Source organism: Proteus sp. fly-1008, assembly GCF_040140305.1.
GTDB lineage: Bacteria > Pseudomonadota > Gammaproteobacteria > Enterobacterales > Enterobacteriaceae > Proteus > Proteus vulgaris_B.
The window spans coordinates 256,580-277,741 of the sequence record NZ_JBEEWH010000001.1 but is presented as its reverse complement, the minus strand read 5'-3'; the positions used below and the strand labels follow the sequence as shown (position 1 = coordinate 277,741).

16 protein-coding genes are annotated in these 21,162 nt (G+C 35.3%); 6 read left to right on the top strand and 10 right to left on the bottom strand.

What is annotated here, in order from left to right; genetic code table 11:
• Positions 1–9: 9 nt before the first annotated feature.
• Entirely contained in the window at positions 10–2,199 is a 2,190-nt protein-coding gene (locus tag ABN256_RS01310) for a TonB-dependent siderophore receptor (protein ID WP_196553042.1), read from the bottom strand.
• A 247-nt stretch (positions 2,200–2,446) separates the two neighbouring features.
• Here ABN256_RS01310 and ABN256_RS01305 point away from each other — a divergent pair, with 247 nt between their 5' ends.
• Together ABN256_RS01305 and ABN256_RS01300 are read left to right on the top strand one after the other, a co-directional pair.
• Entirely contained in the window at positions 2,447–2,848 is a 402-nt protein-coding gene (locus tag ABN256_RS01305) for a (deoxy)nucleoside triphosphate pyrophosphohydrolase (RefSeq protein ID WP_072068079.1), read from the top strand.
• The gene (locus ABN256_RS01300) at positions 2,841–5,729 is read left to right on the top strand and encodes a DEAD/DEAH box helicase (RefSeq protein ID WP_340896503.1); all 2,889 of its coding nucleotides are present in this window, start codon (positions 2,841–2,843) and stop codon (positions 5,727–5,729) included. The genes ABN256_RS01305 and ABN256_RS01300 overlap by 8 nt, the downstream gene beginning before the upstream one ends.
• A gap of 152 nt (positions 5,730–5,881) precedes the next feature.
• Here the strand turns inward: ABN256_RS01300 and ABN256_RS01295 are convergent, their stop codons facing one another.
• From ABN256_RS01295 to ABN256_RS01265, 7 genes are all read right to left on the bottom strand, one after another.
• Positions 5,882–7,480 carry an ABC-F family ATPase gene (locus ABN256_RS01295; RefSeq protein WP_109408225.1) on the bottom strand — a complete coding sequence of 533 codons (1,599 nt, stop codon included), beginning with the start codon at positions 7,478–7,480 and terminating at the stop codon, positions 5,882–5,884.
• Between the two features lie 216 nt (positions 7,481–7,696).
• Positions 7,697–8,326: an NAD(P)H-binding protein gene (locus tag ABN256_RS01290; RefSeq protein WP_196553044.1), complete on the bottom strand. Its 630-nt coding sequence runs from the start codon at positions 8,324–8,326 to the stop codon at positions 7,697–7,699.
• A 6-nt stretch (positions 8,327–8,332) separates the two neighbouring features.
• Complete coding sequence (gene hutX / locus ABN256_RS01285; RefSeq protein WP_208105246.1) at positions 8,333–8,821, bottom strand: heme utilization cystosolic carrier protein HutX; 489 nt, start codon at positions 8,819–8,821, stop codon at positions 8,333–8,335.
• Positions 8,822–8,863: 42 nt separating this feature from the next.
• Positions 8,864–10,210 (bottom strand): heme anaerobic degradation radical SAM methyltransferase ChuW/HutW, encoded by a 1,347-nt coding sequence (gene hutW / locus ABN256_RS01280; protein ID WP_419775775.1) that lies wholly within the window; start codon positions 10,208–10,210, stop codon positions 8,864–8,866.
• Positions 10,211–10,230: 20 nt separating this feature from the next.
• Complete coding sequence (locus ABN256_RS01275; RefSeq protein ID WP_196553045.1) at positions 10,231–11,115, bottom strand: heme/hemin ABC transporter substrate-binding protein; 885 nt, start codon at positions 11,113–11,115, stop codon at positions 10,231–10,233.
• Between the two features lie 2 nt (positions 11,116–11,117).
• Positions 11,118–13,256: a TonB-dependent receptor plug domain-containing protein gene (locus tag ABN256_RS01270; RefSeq protein ID WP_196553046.1), complete on the bottom strand. Its 2,139-nt coding sequence runs from the start codon at positions 13,254–13,256 to the stop codon at positions 11,118–11,120.
• 276 nt (positions 13,257–13,532) lie between these two features.
• A complete protein-coding gene (locus ABN256_RS01265) occupies positions 13,533–14,015 on the bottom strand; it encodes a MarR family winged helix-turn-helix transcriptional regulator (protein WP_072068074.1) in 483 nt (160 codons plus the stop codon).
• A gap of 97 nt (positions 14,016–14,112) precedes the next feature.
• Here ABN256_RS01265 and ABN256_RS01260 point away from each other — a divergent pair, with 97 nt between their 5' ends.
• Positions 14,113–14,988: an EamA family transporter gene (locus ABN256_RS01260; protein ID WP_340896498.1), complete on the top strand. Its 876-nt coding sequence runs from the start codon at positions 14,113–14,115 to the stop codon at positions 14,986–14,988.
• 69 nt (positions 14,989–15,057) lie between these two features.
• Positions 15,058–15,513, top strand: a complete 456-nt coding sequence (locus ABN256_RS01255) for a YaiI/YqxD family protein (RefSeq protein WP_072068072.1) — start codon at positions 15,058–15,060, stop codon at positions 15,511–15,513.
• A 100-nt stretch (positions 15,514–15,613) separates the two neighbouring features.
• On the opposite strand, the gene ABN256_RS01250 is transcribed toward ABN256_RS01255, so the two are convergent.
• Complete coding sequence (locus ABN256_RS01250) at positions 15,614–16,855, bottom strand: TerD family protein (protein ID WP_349438961.1); 1,242 nt, start codon at positions 16,853–16,855, stop codon at positions 15,614–15,616.
• A 173-nt stretch (positions 16,856–17,028) separates the two neighbouring features.
• Between ABN256_RS01250 and ABN256_RS01245 the strand changes: the two genes are divergently transcribed.
• Positions 17,029–18,429, top strand: a complete 1,401-nt coding sequence (locus ABN256_RS01245; RefSeq protein WP_340896495.1) for an amidohydrolase — start codon at positions 17,029–17,031, stop codon at positions 18,427–18,429.
• Between the two features lie 352 nt (positions 18,430–18,781).
• The gene (locus ABN256_RS01240) at positions 18,782–20,428 is read left to right on the top strand and encodes a mucoidy inhibitor MuiA family protein (RefSeq protein WP_349438960.1); all 1,647 of its coding nucleotides are present in this window, start codon (positions 18,782–18,784) and stop codon (positions 20,426–20,428) included.
• A 187-nt stretch (positions 20,429–20,615) separates the two neighbouring features.
• Here the strand turns inward: ABN256_RS01240 and ABN256_RS01235 are convergent, their stop codons facing one another.
• Positions 20,616–21,053: a GNAT family N-acetyltransferase gene (locus ABN256_RS01235; protein WP_196553050.1), complete on the bottom strand. Its 438-nt coding sequence runs from the start codon at positions 21,051–21,053 to the stop codon at positions 20,616–20,618.
• Positions 21,054–21,162: the final 109 nt, after the last annotated feature.

Sequence of the window (21,162 nt, the reverse complement as noted above, 5' to 3'; positions counted from 1 at the left end):
GTTCATCTCCTAAAAATAGTAATTGAGGATACCAAGCACAACACGATCGCTTCCCACACTGCAATAAGTTGAACTAGTACAACTAGAAACATAGGATTTATTCGTGATATTGCTGACAGTTAATCCTAATTCTAAACCCTGTAATTCACGATTAATTGCCGATAATTGATAACGGAAACTCACATCCCCTAACCATACTGCTGGTACCTTAAATGTATTCGTATTATCACCGTAAGTTGAACCTAAATAACGTACACCAGCACCTAATAATGCACCGTTTAAATAAGGTTGATGAAAACGATAATCTATCCATGCAGATCCCGTATGAGTAGGTACTTGGACAGGGTGTTTATTTAAGGTGGTTGGATCGCTAGTCGATGTCACAATATTATGAAGATAAGCATAATTGAGCATCATATTAGCTTGTGGCGTTAGCGCTAATTTACTTTCAAGCTCAACGCCACGAGAACGAATTTTACCCGATTGCTGATAATAATCAGGATTTCTAGGGTTATGTGTTGTGACATTCTCTTGGGTTAATTGATATACAGAAACACTAACCAGTTGTGTTAACTCAGAATTTTGATATTTAACACCTGCTTCATATTGTTTTGATTTCATTGGAATAAAAGCTTTTCCATCTGCATCTGTACCTAATACAGGATCAAAACTATCTGATGTACTTATCCAAGGTGAGAACCCATTATTAAATTGATAACTTAAACCAACACGATGACTCCATGCCGTGTTATGGCTTTGCTGTGTCATACCTGAAATTTGATTATGTGTCTCTAAATCCGCACTGTCATAACGGCCACTGAGTAATAAATTCCATCGCTGCCAACGAAGGTGATCTTGTAAATAGTATCCATAGCGATCAAATTGTTGTTTTGTGGAAGTACGCGAAACAGGGTAAGGCTCAAAATCAGGCTTGTGATGTGATGCCCAAGGATCAAAACTAACTGTTTGTGAACCCCACCAATCTTTGGTCATATAGCCATGTTGATAATCAAAACCAGCTATCACAGTATGATTGATATCCCATGTTGCTAATTTACCAATCAATTGTGAATCAGTTACCCATGTTTCTGATGTACTTGGCGCCTCCTGATAAACCGCAGTTAACAAGCGATCACCGGGCAGAAAGCCACGGGTATAGTCACGGCTTATTTCTGTATCAACCTTCATAAAACGAGTATTTTGCTTAAATTGCCACTGTGGGGTCAGTTCATATTCAAACAATGAAGTTAACGATTGTTGTTTACGATGTGAATTATCATGGCTTTGATTATTATAATTTCGATTAGGATCAACTTTACCATTAGGATTAGGTAATAAACCTAATGCTTGAGCAGGTAACGTATTGTAGTAACCCAGACGAGGCTCTTTTTGATATTGTCCCAATATTGTCCAACTCAATACATCATTAGGTTTCCAAGTGAGAGCAGGTGAAATAAGAAAACGAGTTTGACGAGAAGAGGGTATTTGCGATCCTTGTTCAAGCATCAAACCTGAAACACGATATAACCATGTTTCATTTTCATTAAGAGCTGATGTGGTATCAAATTTAATACCATGATTTTTATTATTGCCCGCTTGTAATTGCACTTGGTGTTGCGTTTCTGCACAAGGACGACGCGATATCATATTAATCACACCACCTGCACCACCTTGTCCATATAAAGCAGATGCAGGGCCATGTACGGCTTCGATACTTTCTAAACTCCAACTATCAATTTGTGGCGCCCAAATACCGCTATTACCAAGCATTCTTAAACCATCTAAATAATAGTCTGCATCAAATCCGCGCATTTTCGAGTAATCAATACCGCTACCAAAAGCGCCAAATTTTTCACTGACAATCCCAGAACTATAACGTAATGCCTGACTAATAGATTCAGAGGGTAAGTTATCTAGTTGACTACGATTAACAACAGAAACCATTTGTGGTGCTTCTAATAAAGTTGCATCACTTTTCGTCCCAGTTGTCTGTTTTTTGGCAAGATAACCCCGTGGCTGTTCATCCGTTTGCGCATTTGATGCTGAGGTCACAATAATTTTCTCAATATGCTCAGTAGCAAAAGCCGGTGACACAACATTAAGGGAGATTAAGGTAGGTAGGACAAGTGAATAACTACATTTCCAATAATTTTTTAACTGCTTATTTGGATAATGTTTCGTCTTCGTTAATAGCAACATATTAATCCCAAGAAATAAAAACAAACTATGATTGACTCGTGGTCGGTAACATACATTAGCGACCGACTGTCAGTCAATATAAATGATAATTATTTACATTTATGTGTGGGGTTTAATAATTGTGTAATCAAATCACAATAAAGATATTTTCTGTATATGACTATCTGAAAAATTATTCATAGATTTTATTAATCTAATTTTAAAAGGTATAATATATAAAATTCTCATATAACAAAGATGATGAAAAATGAAAACAATCGAAGTTGTTGCAGCAATTATTGTACATCGTGGACAAGTTCTTTGTGCCCAACGAGGAGACAGCAAATTAGATTATATCTCCAGAAAATATGAATTTCCTGGTGGCAAAGTTGAAAAGAACGAATCCTTAGAAAAAGCTTTAATTAGAGAAATTAAAGAAGAATTAAAAATGGATATTAATATACGCTCACACTTTACAACAGTTGAACATACATATCCTGATTTTAATATTATCATGCATAGTTTTTTATGTGATGTTAATTCAAGAATCTTACAACTATCTGAGCATTTAAATATTCAATGGTTAAATAAACATGAATTAGATAACTTAGATTGGGCTGAAGCGGATCTTCCAATCGTTGAAAAATTAAAAGTGTCTAATTATGAATAATAAAGTTAATGAACTTAGAAAAAGTATTGAAACTGGTTTTATTAATAGTAAATACCTATCAGAGCAACAATATCAACCAGAATTGTTGACCAATGATAAACAAGGTAAAAAAATACTTATTACAATAAAAGAACAACTGGAATCATGTGATCATTTCTGGTTTTCAGTTGCATTTTTAACAAGTAGTGGTCTTGCTAGTATAATTCAAGATTTACTTAACTTAGAAGAAAGAAATATTTCTGGAAAAATATTAGTTTCACAATACTTAAATTTTACTGAACCTGAGGCATTAAAAAAGCTATTACGCTTTAAAAATATTGAGCTTCGTATATCCATAAACTCAAACTTTCATGCTAAAGGCTATTTATTTAAACAAGGGAAGTTGAATCATTTAATTATCGGTAGTAGCAATCTTACGGCAAGTGCACTTAGTATAAATAAAGAATGGAATTTAAAAGTTACATCAAAAAACACAAGTGGATTATCAATAACAACATTAGAAGAATTTAATAAGGAATTCAATCGTTCTACTATTGTTACAAATGAATTTATAAAAAAATATGAATTAATTTTTATAGAACAGAAAGCTAATAACGAAAAGATAACTAAGCTTATAACGGAAGAAATAAAACCAAATAAGATACAAGAAGATGCATTAAAAAACTTAGAACAATTACGAATTAATGGTGAAAAGAAAGCATTATTAATCTCTGCTACTGGAACGGGAAAAACCTACTTATCAGCTTTTGATGCTTATAAATTCAATCCTAATAGGCTATTATTTATTGTTCATCGAAAAAAAATAGCAAAAGATGCAATGAATACATATGAAAATATTTTTAAGCAGAAAAAAACATGTGGGTTATATTCAGGGAAAAATTTAGAACTAGAAAAAGATTTTATTTTCTCTACAGTACAAACATTATCAAAACAGGAACATTTAAAAAAATTTGATCCTAAAGATTTTGACTATATTGTTATTGATGAAACTCATAGAGTTAATGCAAATAGCTATCAACATATTTTAAACTATTTCTCACCTAAGTTTATTTTAGGTATGACTGCAACCCCTGAAAGAACTGATGGCAATGATATTTATAAATATTTTGATCACAATATAGCTTATGAAATAAGATTACAATCAGCGTTAGAAATGAATATATTATCTTCATTTCATTATTATGGTATAACTGATGTGAGTGTTGATGGTAAACAAATTAGTGAAAATTCAGCATTAAACTTATTAATAGAAAAAGAAAGAATAAAAAATATAATAAATAATATTAACCTTTATGGATGTGACAATGGAAATGTAAGAGGGCTAATATTTTGCTCCAATATTGATGAATGTGAACAACTTTCTTTAGAATTTAATAAGCGAGGATTTAAAACACTCTCATTAACAAATAAAACAACTGAAGAAGAGAGGGAGATAGCTATTGATAGGCTTGAATCTATTATACCAGAAAAAAAAATTGACTATATTTTTTCTGTGGATATTTTAAATGAAGGTGTTGATATACCAAGTGTTAATCAAATTGTTATGCTTCGGCCAACTCAATCAGCAATCGTATTTGTGCAACAACTAGGTAGAGGGTTAAGAAAAAATAGTAATAAAAAATATTTAACTGTTATTGATTTCATTGGTAATTATAAGAATAATTTTTTAATTCCAATTGCTTTATTTGGTGATAATTCCTATAACAAAGATAATCTTAAAAAAATCATGTCTAGTGGGAATAAAATAATCCCAGGAACATCAACAGTTAGTTTTGACAGAATAGCCGAAAAAAGAATATATGAATCAATAAATAATGCAAATCTACAAAAGAAACAAGATTTAACTAAAGATTATATATCTTTAAAATTAAAGTTAGGTAGAGCTCCTTTAATGATGGATTTTATTAAATATGGCTCACGAGATCCATTCGCATTTGTAAAATATAGTCGTTCATTTTTTAACTTTGCAGAAGAACTTGAAGATACAATAAAAAATGGAATTAATAAAAAAGAAAGAAGATTATTAGAGTTTTTTGCTAATGATATAAATAATTCCAAAAGAATTGGTGAAAGTATTATTTTAAAAGAACTTCTACTTAATAATAAGTTATTTATAAGTAAGTTAAAAAAAATCTTAAAAAACAATTACAAACAAGAATTATTAAAAGAAGATATTATTTCTTATGTGAATAATTTAAATTGTAATTTTGTAACTGAGGTTAAAGAAAAAAAACACTTACCTATATCTCAAATATATAATTTTAAAATAATATCTTATAACGATGAGTTTATAGAATGGGATAATCAATTTAAAACAATTTTAAAAAATAAATTTTTTATAAAATATCTAACAGATAATACCAATTACTCAATAAAAAAATTTGATGATGATTTTAATGTCGATTTGTTTTTTAATGGCTTTCAGTTGTACAAAAAATATTCTCGAAAAGATGTTTTTAGGATATTAAACTGGAGTCAAAATCCTATAGCTCAAAATGTTGGTGGATATATTATTAGTAAAGATGGTTCTAACTGTCCAATTTTTGTTAATTATCATAAATCAGATGATATTTCAGAAAGCACTAAATACGAAGATTATTTTATTAATCAATATGAATTTAACTGGATGTCTAAATCACAACGTACATTAAATAGTAAAGATATTAAATCTATTATCAATTACAAATCTGGATTGCGCTTACCATTATTTATCAAAAAAGATAAAAATGAAATTGATTTTTACTATATGGGAGATGTTGTACCACAGATAAATAGCTTTGAACAAAACGTAATAGATAATAAACCTGTTGTTAAAGTAGTATTCGATCTTGAGCATCCTGTTGATAATGATATCTACAGATTTTTATTGATGAATAACTAGTCTTGATATAGATCGGTAACTTGGTTTCATTATACTAATCAATTCTAGATTAGAAAAATATCAACCTTATTTGGCTGAATCAATGCAATAAAAAGGCCTGATAAATAGTTATCAAGCCTTTGTTTGCTTATTACTTTAATTTTGCTGTGAAATTAAAGCGTAACACCTTTTTTGGCAAGGAACTCATCATAAGTACCTTGGAAATTAGTCACTTTTTCAGGTGTAATTTCAATAATACGATTTGCTAATGAACTTACGAATTCGCGGTCATGAGAAACAAAAATCAAAGTACCTTGATAAAGTTCTAATGCCATATTCAGTGATTCGATAGATTCCATATCTAAGTGGTTGGTTGGTTCATCCATAATCAGAATGTTTGGCTTTTGCATCATCAGCTTACCAAATAACATTCTGCCTTTTTCACCACCTGATAAAACTTGAACTGATTTTTTCAAATCATCTTGAGAGAACAATAAACGACCTAATACGCTACGTACAGATTGCTCGTCGTCTTCTGGTTTCATCCATAAGCTCATCCAATCAAATACAGTCATATCTACTTCAAAATCAGTTGCATGATCTTGTGCATAATAACCAATATTTGAGTTTTCAGACCATTTTAAACGACCTGTATCTGGTGTTAATTCACCGACTAATGTTTTAATCATCGTCGATTTACCCACACCGTTATTACCCAGAATGGCAACTTTTTCGCCCACTTCAAGCATCATATTGACGTCTTTAAACAGCGGGGCATTGTCATCATAGCCTTTAGAGATATTTTCCACTTCAAGCGCATTACGGAATAATTTTTTCTCTTGTTCAAAGCGAATGAATGGGTTTTGGCGACTAGATGCTTTAACTTCAGCTAATTGAATTTTCTCAATTTGCTTAGCACGAGAGGTTGCTTGGCGTGATTTAGATGCATTAGCACTAAAGCGACTTACAAAAGATTGTAATTCACTAATCTGTGCTTTTTTCTTCGCATTATCCGCTAATAAACGTTCACGCGCTTGAGTTGCAGCAAACATATATTCATCATAGTTACCCGGATGAACAGCAAGCGCACCATAGTCTAAGTCAGCCATGTGCGTACATACCATATTTAGGAAGTGACGGTCATGGGAAATAATGATCATGGTACTGTTACGTTCATTTAGCGTTTGTTCAAGCCAACGAATAGTATCAATATCCAAGTTATTCGTAGGTTCATCCAGTAACAAAATATCAGGATCAGCGAATAGGGCTTGTGCTAATAACACACGTAATTTCCAACCCGGTGCGACTTCACTCATAGGGCCATTATGTTGCTCTAATGGAATGCCTACATTTAATAATAATTCGCCAGCACGAGATTCAACGGTATAGCCGTCCATTTCACCAAACTTTACTTCCAGATCAGCAACTCGTAAGCCATCTTCTTCACTCATTTCTGGTAAGTTATAGATGCGCTCGCGCTCTTGTTTAACTTCCCAAAGTTCAGTGTGACCCATAATCACGGTATCAAGCACTGTATATTCTTCATAAGCAAATTGGTCTTGTTTTAATTTACCAAGACGCTCATTAGGATCAAGAAATACGTTGCCACTACTTGGCACTAAATCGCCACCTAAAATTTTCATAAAGGTTGATTTACCGCTACCGTTAGCACCGATTAAACCATAGCGATTTCCGCCACCGAATTTGACAGAAATGTTTTCAAACAGTGGCTTTGAGCCAAACTGCATAGTGATATTATTGCTGATTAACAAGACGAATACTCATTATTAGTGAATGACAAAAGGTAATGGGGCCGCATTATGCCACAAGTTACCCCCATTAAGACAGTAAAGTGACAAATGACTATTGAGGAAATTTCATTATGAGTAGAAAACTCATCATAATGTGAGCTATTGACCATAATTAAACTAAGAAAAAAGAGATAACACATAGGTCATCTCTTAAGGTAATTTTGTTGGTATTAATATCTATGACTTGGTTGGTACTAAGCCCGGTTCAACCACTGCATAAACTTGGTCATCTAGCAGATCAGCATCCATAAGTTGAGTCACTAAACGTGCAACATCACGACGATTAACTAAGCCGTGAGTCTCTTCATATTGATAAAGCTGAGCTTTACCCGTTTCTTCACCATTCAGTAACCCGCCAGGTCTTACTATTGCATAATCAAAACGGCTAGTTTGCAGCCATACTTCAGCTAATGATTTTTCTCTAACGGCTTGCCCAAAAGCAGCTTTTGCTCTGTCAGATAAGGCAACCCAACTATCACCACAGCCTAAAGAAGAAACCATGAGCATTCGTTGAAAACCCATTTTTTCCGCAGTATCAATCACTGTTCTATGCGCAAGATAATCATTTTCTCCCCCCATCGTTGAAATGATATCTGCTTCATTTCCAGCTAGTGTTAATACGCGGTCAACAGCATCAGGATCTATCGCATCACCCACGACTGTTTTTATTCCTTTTGTTTCTAAACGTGTTGCCGCTTCTGGATTGCGAACTAAAGCCACAATAGGGCGTCGTTGTGCTACACCAATATCAGCAATATGTGCACCAATCCCTTTACCGCCAGCGCCAAAAATAACCCAAGTTTTCACGTGCAATTATTCCTTATTTAATTGTTGTGCTAGTTGACGGAAAGCTGATAACTGTTCGGGTAATAATTGACGATGTTCATCTCGCCCAAGGAAGATTTTAAACATAGCAACGCCTTGTTGATTGAAAAATAAAATAGAGGCGGTATCCATACCCATAAACTTACGTTCGATCATTGCAATAGATTGGCAATTTTCGGCTTTAATATGGCCGGTCATTCCTTTTTTACCCCGTAAATTAAAATAGCCATGACGATGGAAACCACTTGGCAATTCACCACTAAACTCTAAGATAACATCTTGAGTATGCACAAGCGTGGTGACATTACCCCATTTCATCACACTATCCCAAACCGTATCGAATTGTTCGCCACTCATTAATGAGCGTGATGGTAAATGTCTCACAACCTCCAACAATGTGGTATTAAATTGTGTTGCAATGGTTTCCAATGTTCCATCAGGCTCAGTCATTAAAAATTGTTGTAACTCAGTATTCATGATGTTGTTTCCATCTTCTAATTAATATTCAGGGTAATAAAATTAACGAGGCGTATTTAATTGCAAAATTAATTGCTGTAAGGATGTCAGCAAGTTACTTGCCCAAAATCGACCTTCATTGGTTAATTTCATACAAAGAAAGTCGTCTTCAACAAGACCAGCTTGATACCATTGATTTAATAAAGGAGAGAGTAGAGTCGCTTGTGGGCTTAACTTGGCTAAGTCAACACGCCCGCACTCAATGCCAGCTTGTAACTCATGACGCCAACGAAAACCACTATCGGTTGTACGGCTCATCATCATTAAGGGTTTTTGGTTATCTGTAATTTTTTGATAATAATTATCAAGCGAACGTTCAATCATCCATGAATAACCATTAACAGAGCCACCAGCACCCGAGCCAAAAGCTAGGCAATCTGCCCCTTGTTTGATTAATAGATTGTAAAGATTACGCTCGCGGGTTGTTCTTGCCCAATGGCTATTACTGATCTGACGCCAGCCCACATTTTCCATAAAGTCACAACCTTGAAGATAAAGATCACGTCTTTGTATTGGTGAGGGCACAGTAATTCGTTGATTTTCAACTGCTTTACCTAATGGTGTATTAGGCAATAAGTTCAATGCATAGAGATCGACACCATCTAAGCCAATATCATGAGCAATAGTGAGATCTTCTTGCCAGTTCGTTGCATCTTGCCCAGGTAATCCAAATAATAAATCACACACCACGGCAGCACGATCTCGTAAACAAAGCCCTTTCATAAATTTGGTAGCTTCTTCACCCGTTGAGGTTCTCGCCATTCGTTTACGAATTTTACTGTTAAAGGTTTGAATACCTATCGAAAAACGGTTTGCACCTGCATCTAAACAAGCATCAATGCGATTATCATCAAAATTTAAAACTCGACCTTCAATAGTAATTTCGCAGTCAGGGGCTAGAGGTAGTGATTGGCGCAAATGTGCGATCACACGATAAAGATCTTTGGCGGATAACGCAGAAGGGGTTCCACCACCAAAATAAACGGCATGAATTGGTGCTGATTGATAAAGTAAGCTATCTGATTCAGCGGAGATCTCGCGTAATAATGCATTGGTATAGCGCGTACAGGCTTCTTCGTGATAGTTATTTTGATAAAAACCGCAAAATGTGCAATGTGTTGCACAAAAAGGGATATGAATATACAACAAACGCTTACAGGCTGGCGTTTTACTTGCTAATAAGGCTTGCCATGTTGATTGATGTTCTTCTTTTACAATAGGTACAGAACCTCGCCATGGCATGGTGGCATGCCTATCTCGAAAAGGACTATCACCTTCTAAAGCGAAGTGAGCAGTAAGATCAATTTCAGCAGAAGGGGGCATAACATGTGTTGCGACTGACTCTTTCATTATTAAATCATTCCTACTTATTATTCGCTCTTATTATCTTTTACTAGATCAGCGGGATAAAACTGTTGATGCAATAACTCTACAGCATCCACAATACGAGGCCCCATTCCCAAAATAAGGGATTGATCAATTTCGATAATGCGTTGATTTTTCCATGCTTGAGTCATTGACACTCCGGGCACAGAAGCTAATCCTTCAGACGCTCTTATTGTGCCTGTTTGGTTTTTTTGGCTTTGTGTCGTAATAACAATTAACTCTGGGTCAGCTGCTATAATGGCCTCTGCGCTATAGATACGATAATTCTCGTGTGTAGCGATATTCTCACCACCCGCTAATTGAAGGATCGCATCTGCGACACTGGTTTTCCCTGCAACTTGAGGAATTCCTCCTCCCGGTGAAAGAAAGAACATCACTTTTACTTTCTGTTTAATTTGATTATTTTTAGCCTGAATAGAGGCTAAACGTGATTGTAATGAATCAATTAATGCATCGCCTTGTGGCTGTTTATTCAGTGAGATGGCTAACGTGCGGATGTTTTGAAGCATTAACTCAAAAGTTGCTGGCGTTCTTGGTAATGTGATCACCTTAACGTTATGTTGAGCAAGCTGACGTAAGACCATTTTCGGTTCAGCATCATCCCACGTTACAAAAGTAGAAGGGCGCAGAGACAAAATGCCCTCAATACTTAGCTGTTTCCAATACCCAATATGGGGTAATGCCTGAGTTTGCTCTGGGTAAGAGGTAGTTTCATCAACACCAACAAGCTTATTGCCAGCATCCATGGCATAAACTAATTCCACAATAGAACCACCCGCAATGACCCAACGGTCATTTTTTATATTCTCTTTTGCCGTTAAGCTAAAAGGCAACAATAAAAAACTGAGAGTAATTAATATTTTTTTCATTATTAAAACGCCCATGTCAGACCAACTGCAGCATTAATACCCGCAGCAGGGATAGATTCATGAGCTGTTTGATAACGCTTATTTAAAATATTATTTAAATCAAAGTTAATACGATATTGATCGTTATGGCCAAACTCACTACTAAGTGAAAGATTAACCGTTGTCCAGCCGGCGTAATGCTGTTTATTTTCTGGATTACTATGATCTTTCGCTTGCGTTGCTGCTCTTAAATATAAATCTGACATTAGATTCATATTATTGAGTAATAAGAGATGTTTAGTACCAACTCGTGTAGTGACTGTAGGTTCCCCTGTATCCCATGTTTTTAGGGTTGGGCTAATAAATTGGCGACGCATCACATTGGCAGAAACATAAGGTGTAATTGGCCAACCTTGATATTGGGCCATTACCTCCATACCATAAGTTTTCGCGCGGTCGATATTGTCATAATAGAAGTAATCTGCTCGGCCTGTTTTGCTATTTCCTTCGCAAATACGTTCCCCAGCACAAGCGACTGAGGTGATGTAATCTTTTGCTTCAGAATAATAAATGGCGCTATCAATATACCAATTATTACCTTTATAACGTGCACCAAACTCTACGTTATTAGAGTGTTCAGCCTCAAGATCATGATTACCATAAGTTACCGCACCGCCCGCCGTTGTATTCATAAATTGCTGAACTAACGTAGGGAACACATAACCTTGTGCAAATGCAAGGCGCAACTCAGTATCTTTGAACCCGGAATAACGTAAATTGGATGAAACAATAAAAGCATTATCTCTCACAGATGTAGAGGGTAATGTCTTATAGCTTGTACCTGTTTTATTATGATTAACAGTCTCATCACCATCTTGTAATTCTGATTTTAACCAATACTGCCTAGCCCCCACAGTCCATGACCAATCTTCTGTTATTTTCCAACCATTTTGGGCAAAAACAGACACATTAGTTTGCTGACTGCGATTATGTAACAAAGATTGTTTTTCATAGTTTACGGCAGGTGGAAAACCCGTTGTACTATTTGAAGATGTTTGGCCAACAGAGGTTTGTTTTACTTTATCTTGTTGATATTGCGCGCCTAAAATGAGTTCATTATTTGCAGGTAACGTAAAGTTTGCCTGCATAGTCATTCCATAAGTATTCTGTGTATCCTCTGACTGTGTCCGGTTTTTAACAGTTAAATTACCAATCATTGGACTGCCTGTTGGCGTAACGACACCAACTCGGTTTTCAAATTTTCGTTCAATTCGCTGTGTATATGCATCTATATGAAGTTTTTTAAAATAATCAGCATCAATATCATAATCATAAAATAAGCCGATTTTTTCACGCTCAAGCTTAGGAACTTTAACGCTAAACTCTTGATATTTTCCCTCATCAGCATAATAAGATTGCGTAGATAAATCATAGCGATCAAGCGAAAGCCCAAATTTATGGTTATCAACTTTATAGCCTAACCATGCCCCTTGACCATTATTTCTAAAATGAGTATTAGCTAAGCGACCATCAGGAGTATCGCGATCACCATGATCGGCATAACTCCCATTAAAACGGTATTCAAAATCACCTATTGTGCCTGAAATTAACGCTGACTCACGCCATCCCATCGTTGCTGAGTCATAAACAACTTTAACATTGCCACCAAAGGGCTTATCGCCGCCTTTCTGGGTGATTAAATTCACCACACCGCCAATAGCTTGTGAACCATAAAGTACAGAATAGGGACCTTTAACCACTTCAATACGCTCTAGTGCAGATTCATCAATTAAAATACCCGCACCAAAGTTTTGACCACCTCGTTGATAGGTAACTTCTTGTCCATCAACCAACAAAAGTACGCGTGATGAAGCCTCGCCACGAATACGAATTTGTTTACGGCCCGCGAGGCTATTATCAGTGACTTCAACACCAGGAATATCACGCAATTGATCTGCAATAGAAGACGCGGTTGATTGATTTAATGATTCTTTATCAATGACTTGAATAGTCGCAGGGCTATTCCATAAAGAGGAGGCACTACGCGTTGTAGTAACAACCAGCGTTTCTTCTTTAGGTGACGCCGTTTCAGCAATGGCGTATTGAGAAAGTGAGAGGGTTAGAGCCGATAATACGAAGCAAGATTTAAATTGAATACACATAGTTACAGACCTTAATGAGATCAATAATAATTATCATTCGCTTTATAATTTAACTTTTGGTATTCAGCAACCTAAAAATAGCAAATAGAATACATCTTTGATTTAAATCAAAGTAAAAATGTGACTTCATGCACATTAGGTGCCTAAATAAACAAAAATGGCATAAAAAGAAGGGTTTTTAAGCAAACAAAGAAAAGAAGGTAAGTAAGAACACTCAGTTTCTGTACTTACCTTTATTATTAAATATCTTGCAGAAAATAGAATGGGGGCAAAACATTATTCTAGAGAATTAAGAAAAACCTTTAGTAATTCATTTAATGCTTGCTGTTCTTGTTGTGATAAACCCGCAACCAAACGTTTTTGATTGTTAACATGAGCCTCAATAACTTGGTTGATTAATTCTAAACCTTGTGGTGTTAAAGAAACTAAAAAGCTACGGCCATCTTCCGGATTAACTTTACGTATAACCCAGCCTGCTTTTTCTAATTGATCAATGCGGTTTGTCATTGTGCCCGATGTAACCATCAATGTTGATAACATTTCACCAGGGGAAAGGGTATAAGGATTTCCTGCTCGTCGTAATGTGGCTAACACATCGAAACTTGATGTATTCAAGCCAAATTGGGAAAAAACTTTCTCCATTTCGCGGGAAAGATGCAAAGTAATATTACCCAATCGGCCAATTAACCCCATAGGGCTAATATCAAGATCGGGTCGCTCACGCTGCCATTGTTCGGTAATTCTATCTATTCTGTCCATGCATTTATCATGTCAATTATTTATCTTGACGTCAAGGTATTATCAATTTATCTTGACCTCAAGATAAATCACAATGGCAAATAACTTGAGTCACTTTATGAACCGATACACAACGCTTTTATTAACCGCTTTAGCTCCTATTGTTTGGGGAAGTACGTATATTGTGACAACCGAAATGTTGCCTGCAAACGTGCCAATGACATTGGCTGCATTACGTGCATTACCTGCTGGTATTTTATTATTAATGATTATGAGACAACTGCCACAAGGGATATGGTGGTTACGCGTGATAATTTTGGGTATTTTAAATTTCTCACTATTTTGGTGGTTATTATTTATTTCGGCTTATCGTTTACCTGGTGGTGTTGCAGCAACTGTAGGGGCGGTTCAGCCTTTAATTGTCTTATTTTTGTCTCATTGGTTATTACAAACACGTTTATCATGGCTTTCTATTTCAGCAGCATTAGGCGGCATATTAGGTGTGGCAATATTGATACTTACGCCTAATGCAACCCTTGATCCTCTCGGAATAATTGCAGGATTAGGTGGTGCTTTATCAATGGCGGCTGGTACTGTATTAAGTCGTCGCTGGCAACCACCAGTTACTCCTTTAACGTTTACCGCATGGCAGTTAACTGCGGGTGGTGCTGTATTATTACCTCTTGCGTTATTATTTGAACCTGCATTACCTTCATTAACGGGTATTAATCTTTTAGGCTTAGCTTATTTAACGTTAATTGGTGGGGCATTAACCTATGTTTTCTGGTTTAGAGGATTGGCATTATTAGGGCCAAGCTCTGTGGCATCATTAGGATTTTTAAGTCCACTTAGTGCTGTTATTTTAGGCTGGGCATTATTAGGACAACAATTAACTGGTTTACAAATTATCGGTATGATTGTGATATTAGTGAGTATTTGGGTTAATCAACAATCAGAAAAACGAGCACGAGCAAAGCTACAATCACTTAGTTAGGACTATTGTGTTATTTTAACCACCTTAACCATGCAATGTTTAATACAGAATAATCAAGAGAGAGTTGTTATGCCTATATGGGTTGATGCTGATGCATGTCCAAAAGTAATCAAAGAAGTGTTATATCGTGCAGCAGATAGAGAAAAAGTGATTATTACTTTTGTTGCTAATCAACGATTAATCGTACCTGCATCACCTTTCTTACGTACATTACAAGTTTCTGCTGGATTTGATGTTGCAGATAACGAAATTGTCCGCCGTACCAATAAAGATGATTTGGTGATCACGGCAGATATCCCATTAGCGGCGGAAGTAATTGAAAAGGGTGCGGTTGCTCTAAATCCTCGAGGTGAACGTTATACTGAAGCAACTATTCGTGAACGCTTAAATATACGTGATTTTATGGATACGATGAGAGCCAGTGGTATTCAAACGGGAGGGCCTGCAAGCCTAAACCAACGCGACCGCCAGCTTTTTGCTAATGAATTAGATAAGTGGCTATTACAGCAAAAAAGACGCACTTAACTTCACAGGTTATTATCTCTTTAAATAAACAAACGGGCATAGATATTATTGCCCGTTTTTATTAAGATAAACTTTAACTTATTTCTTCTTTATAATGAGATTAGACATAACGCTTTGAGCCTAAAATACTCGGTTTCTTCCCTTTAAAAACATGCGGACCATCTATCGTTAATTTAAGCTCATCACCAATACGTGTTAACCAAGGAGTGGCTTCACTGCCTGCTCTTGATGTTACACCTGAAGGCTTTAACGTAATGCTCTCTTGATCAATTTCAATAATACCAATGACATAGGTATAAATCATATTATTGAAAAAACCTTTTTTGTATTCACAAGAGCACTCAACGATTTGATTACCATATTCCATGCGCATTGTTGGTTTTAATGATGCAACAGAAACGCAACCATTACTAATGGCAGAATAAACACTACAAACTAATGCCACTTTTCCGCCCATTAATTGAGAAATAGCGGGGTTTATTTCAACTGTTTCACAACCGGGCTGATCTTGGCTAACACTGACCACATCACCAGTATGGAAAACAAAAGGATCCGTATTAAAAGCACCACTTTTATCTGGCGCTTGAATAATAGACATTTGACCATTAGGACGCAAAATACCCACACGAAGATCTAAATCATCGTTATCCTTACCATCACCATTATCTATCCACGTTGCACTGACTAAAATGCGCTTAGGTGCATCACTCCCTTTTAGTAAAGAAACACGGTGACTACTATCTGGTTTCGTCAGTTTCACCACGCTTTTTTGTATATTAACTGGTGGTGTCGGTACAGGTGCAATAACGGGGGCGGGCTCCTCAACTTCAATACCATAAAGATCACATAACCCAGCAAGTCCCGACGCGAACCCTTGCCAAACAGCACGCACTTTATTTTGCCCATTTCGAACATACAGTTCTAAAACAATAATGCCCGTTTCTTGCGAAAATTGGCTTGGTGCTAATTCAATAACGTCATTATTTAACAATACTTGCGCTTTTAATTGCGCCACAACAGCAAAACCACCAGCGCTTCCATCTTGCGTCAAGGTAATAGCAATTTTGGTAATATTGGTAGGCAAACGAGATAAGTCAAAATCAATACTATGAATAACCGATGAACCTTGAGTAACTGGTGCAATAAATGACGCGGCACCTGAGGCATGATGAGGGGCATTAAAAAAAACCATGTCATCATCATGGACGACTTTGCCTGACTCAGTGACTAAAAAAGCAGTCAAATTAATATCAAGGTTATTGCCTACTGCATGAGAGACTCTAACTTGTCCTTTATTTTCACTTAGTGATGTATTTTCACCAGGTTGCAACGTTTTACTCATTAAAACTGCTCCTTGATTGATAAGACCAACTGCAAGAAATTGAGATGAAAGAAGTGATAATAACTTCAATTAATTATTTATTCGGTGATCTCTTTCACTTTCATTAGATATCAAAACCCAATGAATTTATTTATAATCTTAGGGAAATTTTTCCATCAAGACGAGAGGTAATGATGTCATTTTCTAAATCTATGCTTGCTTTGGCTGTAATGGCGGTCTCTTTTTCCAGTTACGCTACAAAACAGGCTGATTTGATGATAGTTGACGGTACTGTTCTAACTATGGATCAGCAAAATAAAATTATTGAACAGGGTACTGTTGTCGTAAAAGAAAATAAAATTATTGCCGTTGGAGGCCCTGAGCTTTCCAAAGAATACCAAGCGAATAAAGTTCTAGATGTTGATGGTGATATTGTTATGCCTGGGTTGATTAATACTCATACTCACGGTTCAATGACAGTATTTCGTTCATTAGCGGATGATGTTCCAGATAGGCTTCACCGCTATATTTTCCCGCTTGAAAGCAAAATGGTTTCTCGTGAAATGGTCAGAGTAGGCGCTGATCTTGCAAATATCGAGATGGTAAAAGGTGGTGTAACAACTTATGTTGATATGTATTATTTCGAAGATGAAGTTGCTAAAACCGTTGATAAAATGGGAAATCGTGCTGTATTAGGAGAATCTGTTATTAATTTCCCTGTTGCAGATGCGAAAACACCAGAAGAAGGCATTCAATATGCGGTAAATTTTATTAAAGAATATAAAGATCACCCCCGTATTACCCCTGCTTTTGCACCTCACGCACCTTATACAAACACCACGGAAAATCTTCAGAAAATTGCCAAATTATCCATTGAGCTAGATGTGCCAGTAATGATCCATTTAGCTGAAACAGACCGTGAACAAGAAGAAATCGCCAAACGCACAGGTGGCAAAAGTCCTGTTCAATATATGGCCGATATTGGGGCGTTAAATAACAAAGTTATTGCGGCGCACGCGATTATGGTTGATGAAAAAGATATTGATTTACTGAAAAAATATGATGTTGGCGTTGCACATAATATCAGTGCTAATACAAAATCAGCGAAAGGGGTTGCACCTGTCGTCGCAATGCTAGAAAAGGGTGTTCGTGTCGGTTTAGGGACTGATGGTCCAATGTCGAGTAATACACTAACAACCATGAATGAACTGAATCTTGTAGGTAAAATTCATAAATTAGAAAATAAAGATCGTGCTGCAATGCCACCTTTAACGGTTGTAGAGCTGGCGACTATGGGTTCAGCAAAAGTCTTGCATATGGAAGATAAATTGGGCTCATTAGAATCAGGTAAACTTGCTGATATCATAGTTGTTGATACAAAATCACCTAATATGGTGCCTATGTATAGCCCATATGCCGCATTAGTGTATGGTGCAAATGGCAGTAATGTCCGCCATACCATTGTAGATGGCAAAATTTTAATGGAAGATCGTCAACTATTAACGGTTGATGAGAAAGCGATTATTAAAGAAGCACAAGATTTCTCTAATAAAGTACGTAAAACTGTTATCGATAGTGGCGAAGTGGTTAAATAAAAATCGATATCAAACATCTTTATCCTAGGCAGTTTGCTTTTAAACTGCCTTTTTATTTTTATCATTAAAATATTTCTCTTATTTTTATCCAAACAGGACTAATTAAGATAAAGTAATGACTAAATCTTTCAGCATTACTAAGATAATCTTGATTATTTATAATGATTATTCTGTCTAATACTGTAACACTCTGTTTTATCTTGATCCTTATATTCTAATGTCACTTCCTCTTTAAGTTTATTCTGTTATCTAAATTATTAGAGATGCAATACTATCTCAATATACTTATGCAATAGTGCATCCCTATTTAGTATTCTGACAACACTGCTCATCAACTATGGATAGAATAAAAATGATGATTAAACCTAATAAACTCACTCTTTCACTTTTTACATTATCGATTATTGGTGCATCTAACGCGTTGGCTAATGAACCTAACTCAGCAGAGCTAACTAAAACGCTTTATCAAGATGTAACACTTAATCAAGCCACTATTTTCTTACGAGGCGCAGAGCTTGAAAATAGTACGACGCTCAATTTGTCAGCAGGACAAAATGAAGTCATTTTATCAAATGTTGCGGATAATCTTGATCCCAAAAGCCTATCAATTAGCATTGATAATGACGATGTGATTATTAACACCATTAACGTTAAAAAAATTCCTATTGCTCCTAGTTACCCTCCTGAAATTGCAGTATTGATGAAAAAACAGAAAGACATTAATAAGCAAATTGAAGAATTAAACATCAATATTAATGTAGGTGATGAACAAATTGCTTTACTAAAAGACCAATCATTTTTTGGCTCTGGTGAAACGCAGACATTAGAGCATTCATCACAGAAGTTTGATTTTATTAGCCAAAAAATGACATCTATTTTAAATCAGCAAAAAACAGCGCGTGAAGAAATAGCTAAACTGACTGAGCAATTAGAAGAATTAACACGTAAATTAGAAATCGATATGCCAATTATTGCGCAAGAGAAAACACAAATTGTTTTATCTTTAGGCACATCAAAAAACCTAACAAGTAAAATGCGTATATCTTATATAACACCAGATGCTGGATGGTCTCCCGCTTATGATATTCGAAGTCAAGGTATGGATAAGCCAATATTACTTACCTATAAAGCAGATGTTATTCAAAATACAGGCCTAAATTGGGATAAAGTAAAGCTGGTTTTAACATCCACTAATCCATCTTTAAATATTACTGCACCCACTTTATCTCCATGGTATCTCGCTCTTTATAATGATAATGCTAAATTTAGAAGTAAAAGTATGAGCATGGATATGGCTTCAGCACCTTCCCCCGCAATAATGAGAGAAGAAAGCTATGAAAAACAATTAAATAAAGGCGTAACGCGGTATGTGACAACCAATAATAATGGTATTAATTTAAGCCACGCTATCGCATTACCTTACACCTTAAAAAATAGCACAGAGCCTAATACATTAGTGATTAATCAAAAAGAAGTTGTTGCAGATTATCGCTATTTAACCACACCAAAATTAGCTGAAGAAGTCTATTTACAAGCTGAAGTCAAAGACTGGGAAAATTTAAATTTACTTAATGGCCGTGCTAATATCTACTATATGAATAGTTTTGTAGGTAATAGCTATATTAACACTAATGAATTAACAGAATTACTTAATATTCCACTTGGAATAGATAAAAACATCCAAATTAGTCGTATTAATAATGAAAAAATAAGGAAAGAACCCATCTTTATTGGCACCACAATAGAACAAAAAGAAAGCTATACTATTAAAGTAAGAAATACGTATAACACGCCGATTAAAGTGACAATTTACGATCAATTACCACTTAGCCAGGAAAATAATATTAACGTCTCAAACGCTGATTATAAAGATGGCGTACTTGATAAAGATACAGGTGAAATAGAGTGGAATATCACGTTAGGGGAAAAACAAGAAAAATCCTTACCATTAAATTATACGCTTTCTTACCCTAAAAACAGACAAATTATCGGGCTATAATTACGACCTTTAGGTTGATAAAAAATAGAAGAGGGTGCAATTGCACCTTTTTCTATTTTAAAGAGATCAATTCTATATTATAAAAAATCACTTATCATCTTTTTTAAAATTAAATAAAATTTAATCGAGTATTGGTTCACTAATTGAAATTCATTATTCCAATAATCTATGATCATTATATTTCTTTTCATACTCTTATGACTGCCAACATATCATCACCATCTTTATCCAGACCTATCTCTTCAAAACCAAAAGAACTATAAAAATTTTTAGCCACTGGATTTAATGGGTTGTAACAAATTTCAATTTCATTGATTTGCTTATCTTGCTTAATTTCACTTAAAGCAATATGTAGTGCTTCTCGGCCTAATCCTTTATTTTGATGTACTTTATCTATCATAAAACGCCAGATAGCAATTTTATATGGATTTTCTTTCACCCACATAAAAAAACCAACAGGTTTATCTGATAAATAAATTCCTCTGACAATATAGTTTTCATTATAAGCCGCTTCGACTAAAGACCACATATTAGAAGCAATATAGTCTTCTTGATATTCTTCTACTTCAAGTAAACTAATTTCTTCATAATTATCTGAAGTTATAGGTTTTAAACTGATGTCCATTATATTCTCTTTTTAAATCACTAATTCACATATCAATATAAGTTCACCACTTATTATCATAGCTAAAATTTAAGAAAGATTAAGAGAAGATTTAGATAGCACTATAAGT

What these genes read in the sequence shown, in the direction of transcription:
- ABN256_RS01265 (WP_072068074.1), bottom strand. Translation starts at nt 14,015, where the DNA reads ATGGACAGAATAGATAGAATTACCGAACAATGGCAGCGTGAGCGACCC.
- ABN256_RS01260 (WP_340896498.1), top strand. Translation starts at nt 14,113, where the DNA reads ATGAACCGATACACAACGCTTTTATTAACCGCTTTAGCTCCTATTGTT.
- ABN256_RS01305 (WP_072068079.1), top strand. Translation starts at nt 2,447, where the DNA reads ATGAAAACAATCGAAGTTGTTGCAGCAATTATTGTACATCGTGGACAA.
- ABN256_RS01275 (WP_196553045.1), bottom strand. Translation starts at nt 11,115, where the DNA reads ATGAAAAAAATATTAATTACTCTCAGTTTTTTATTGTTGCCTTTTAGC.
- ABN256_RS01310 (WP_196553042.1), bottom strand. Translation starts at nt 2,199, where the DNA reads ATGTTGCTATTAACGAAGACGAAACATTATCCAAATAAGCAGTTAAAA.
- ABN256_RS01235 (WP_196553050.1), bottom strand. Translation starts at nt 21,053, where the DNA reads ATGGACATCAGTTTAAAACCTATAACTTCAGATAATTATGAAGAAATT.
- hutX (WP_208105246.1), bottom strand. Translation starts at nt 8,821, where the DNA reads ATGAATACTGAGTTACAACAATTTTTAATGACTGAGCCTGATGGAACA.
- ABN256_RS01270 (WP_196553046.1), bottom strand. Translation starts at nt 13,256, where the DNA reads ATGTGTATTCAATTTAAATCTTGCTTCGTATTATCGGCTCTAACCCTC.
- hutW (WP_419775775.1), bottom strand. Translation starts at nt 10,210, where the DNA reads ATGAAAGAGTCAGTCGCAACACATGTTATGCCCCCTTCTGCTGAAATT.
- ABN256_RS01300 (WP_340896503.1), top strand. Translation starts at nt 2,841, where the DNA reads ATGAATAATAAAGTTAATGAACTTAGAAAAAGTATTGAAACTGGTTTT.
- ABN256_RS01240 (WP_349438960.1), top strand. Translation starts at nt 18,782, where the DNA reads ATGATGATTAAACCTAATAAACTCACTCTTTCACTTTTTACATTATCG.
- ABN256_RS01255 (WP_072068072.1), top strand. Translation starts at nt 15,058, where the DNA reads ATGCCTATATGGGTTGATGCTGATGCATGTCCAAAAGTAATCAAAGAA.
- ABN256_RS01245 (WP_340896495.1), top strand. Translation starts at nt 17,029, where the DNA reads ATGTCATTTTCTAAATCTATGCTTGCTTTGGCTGTAATGGCGGTCTCT.
- ABN256_RS01250 (WP_349438961.1), bottom strand. Translation starts at nt 16,855, where the DNA reads ATGAGTAAAACGTTGCAACCTGGTGAAAATACATCACTAAGTGAAAAT.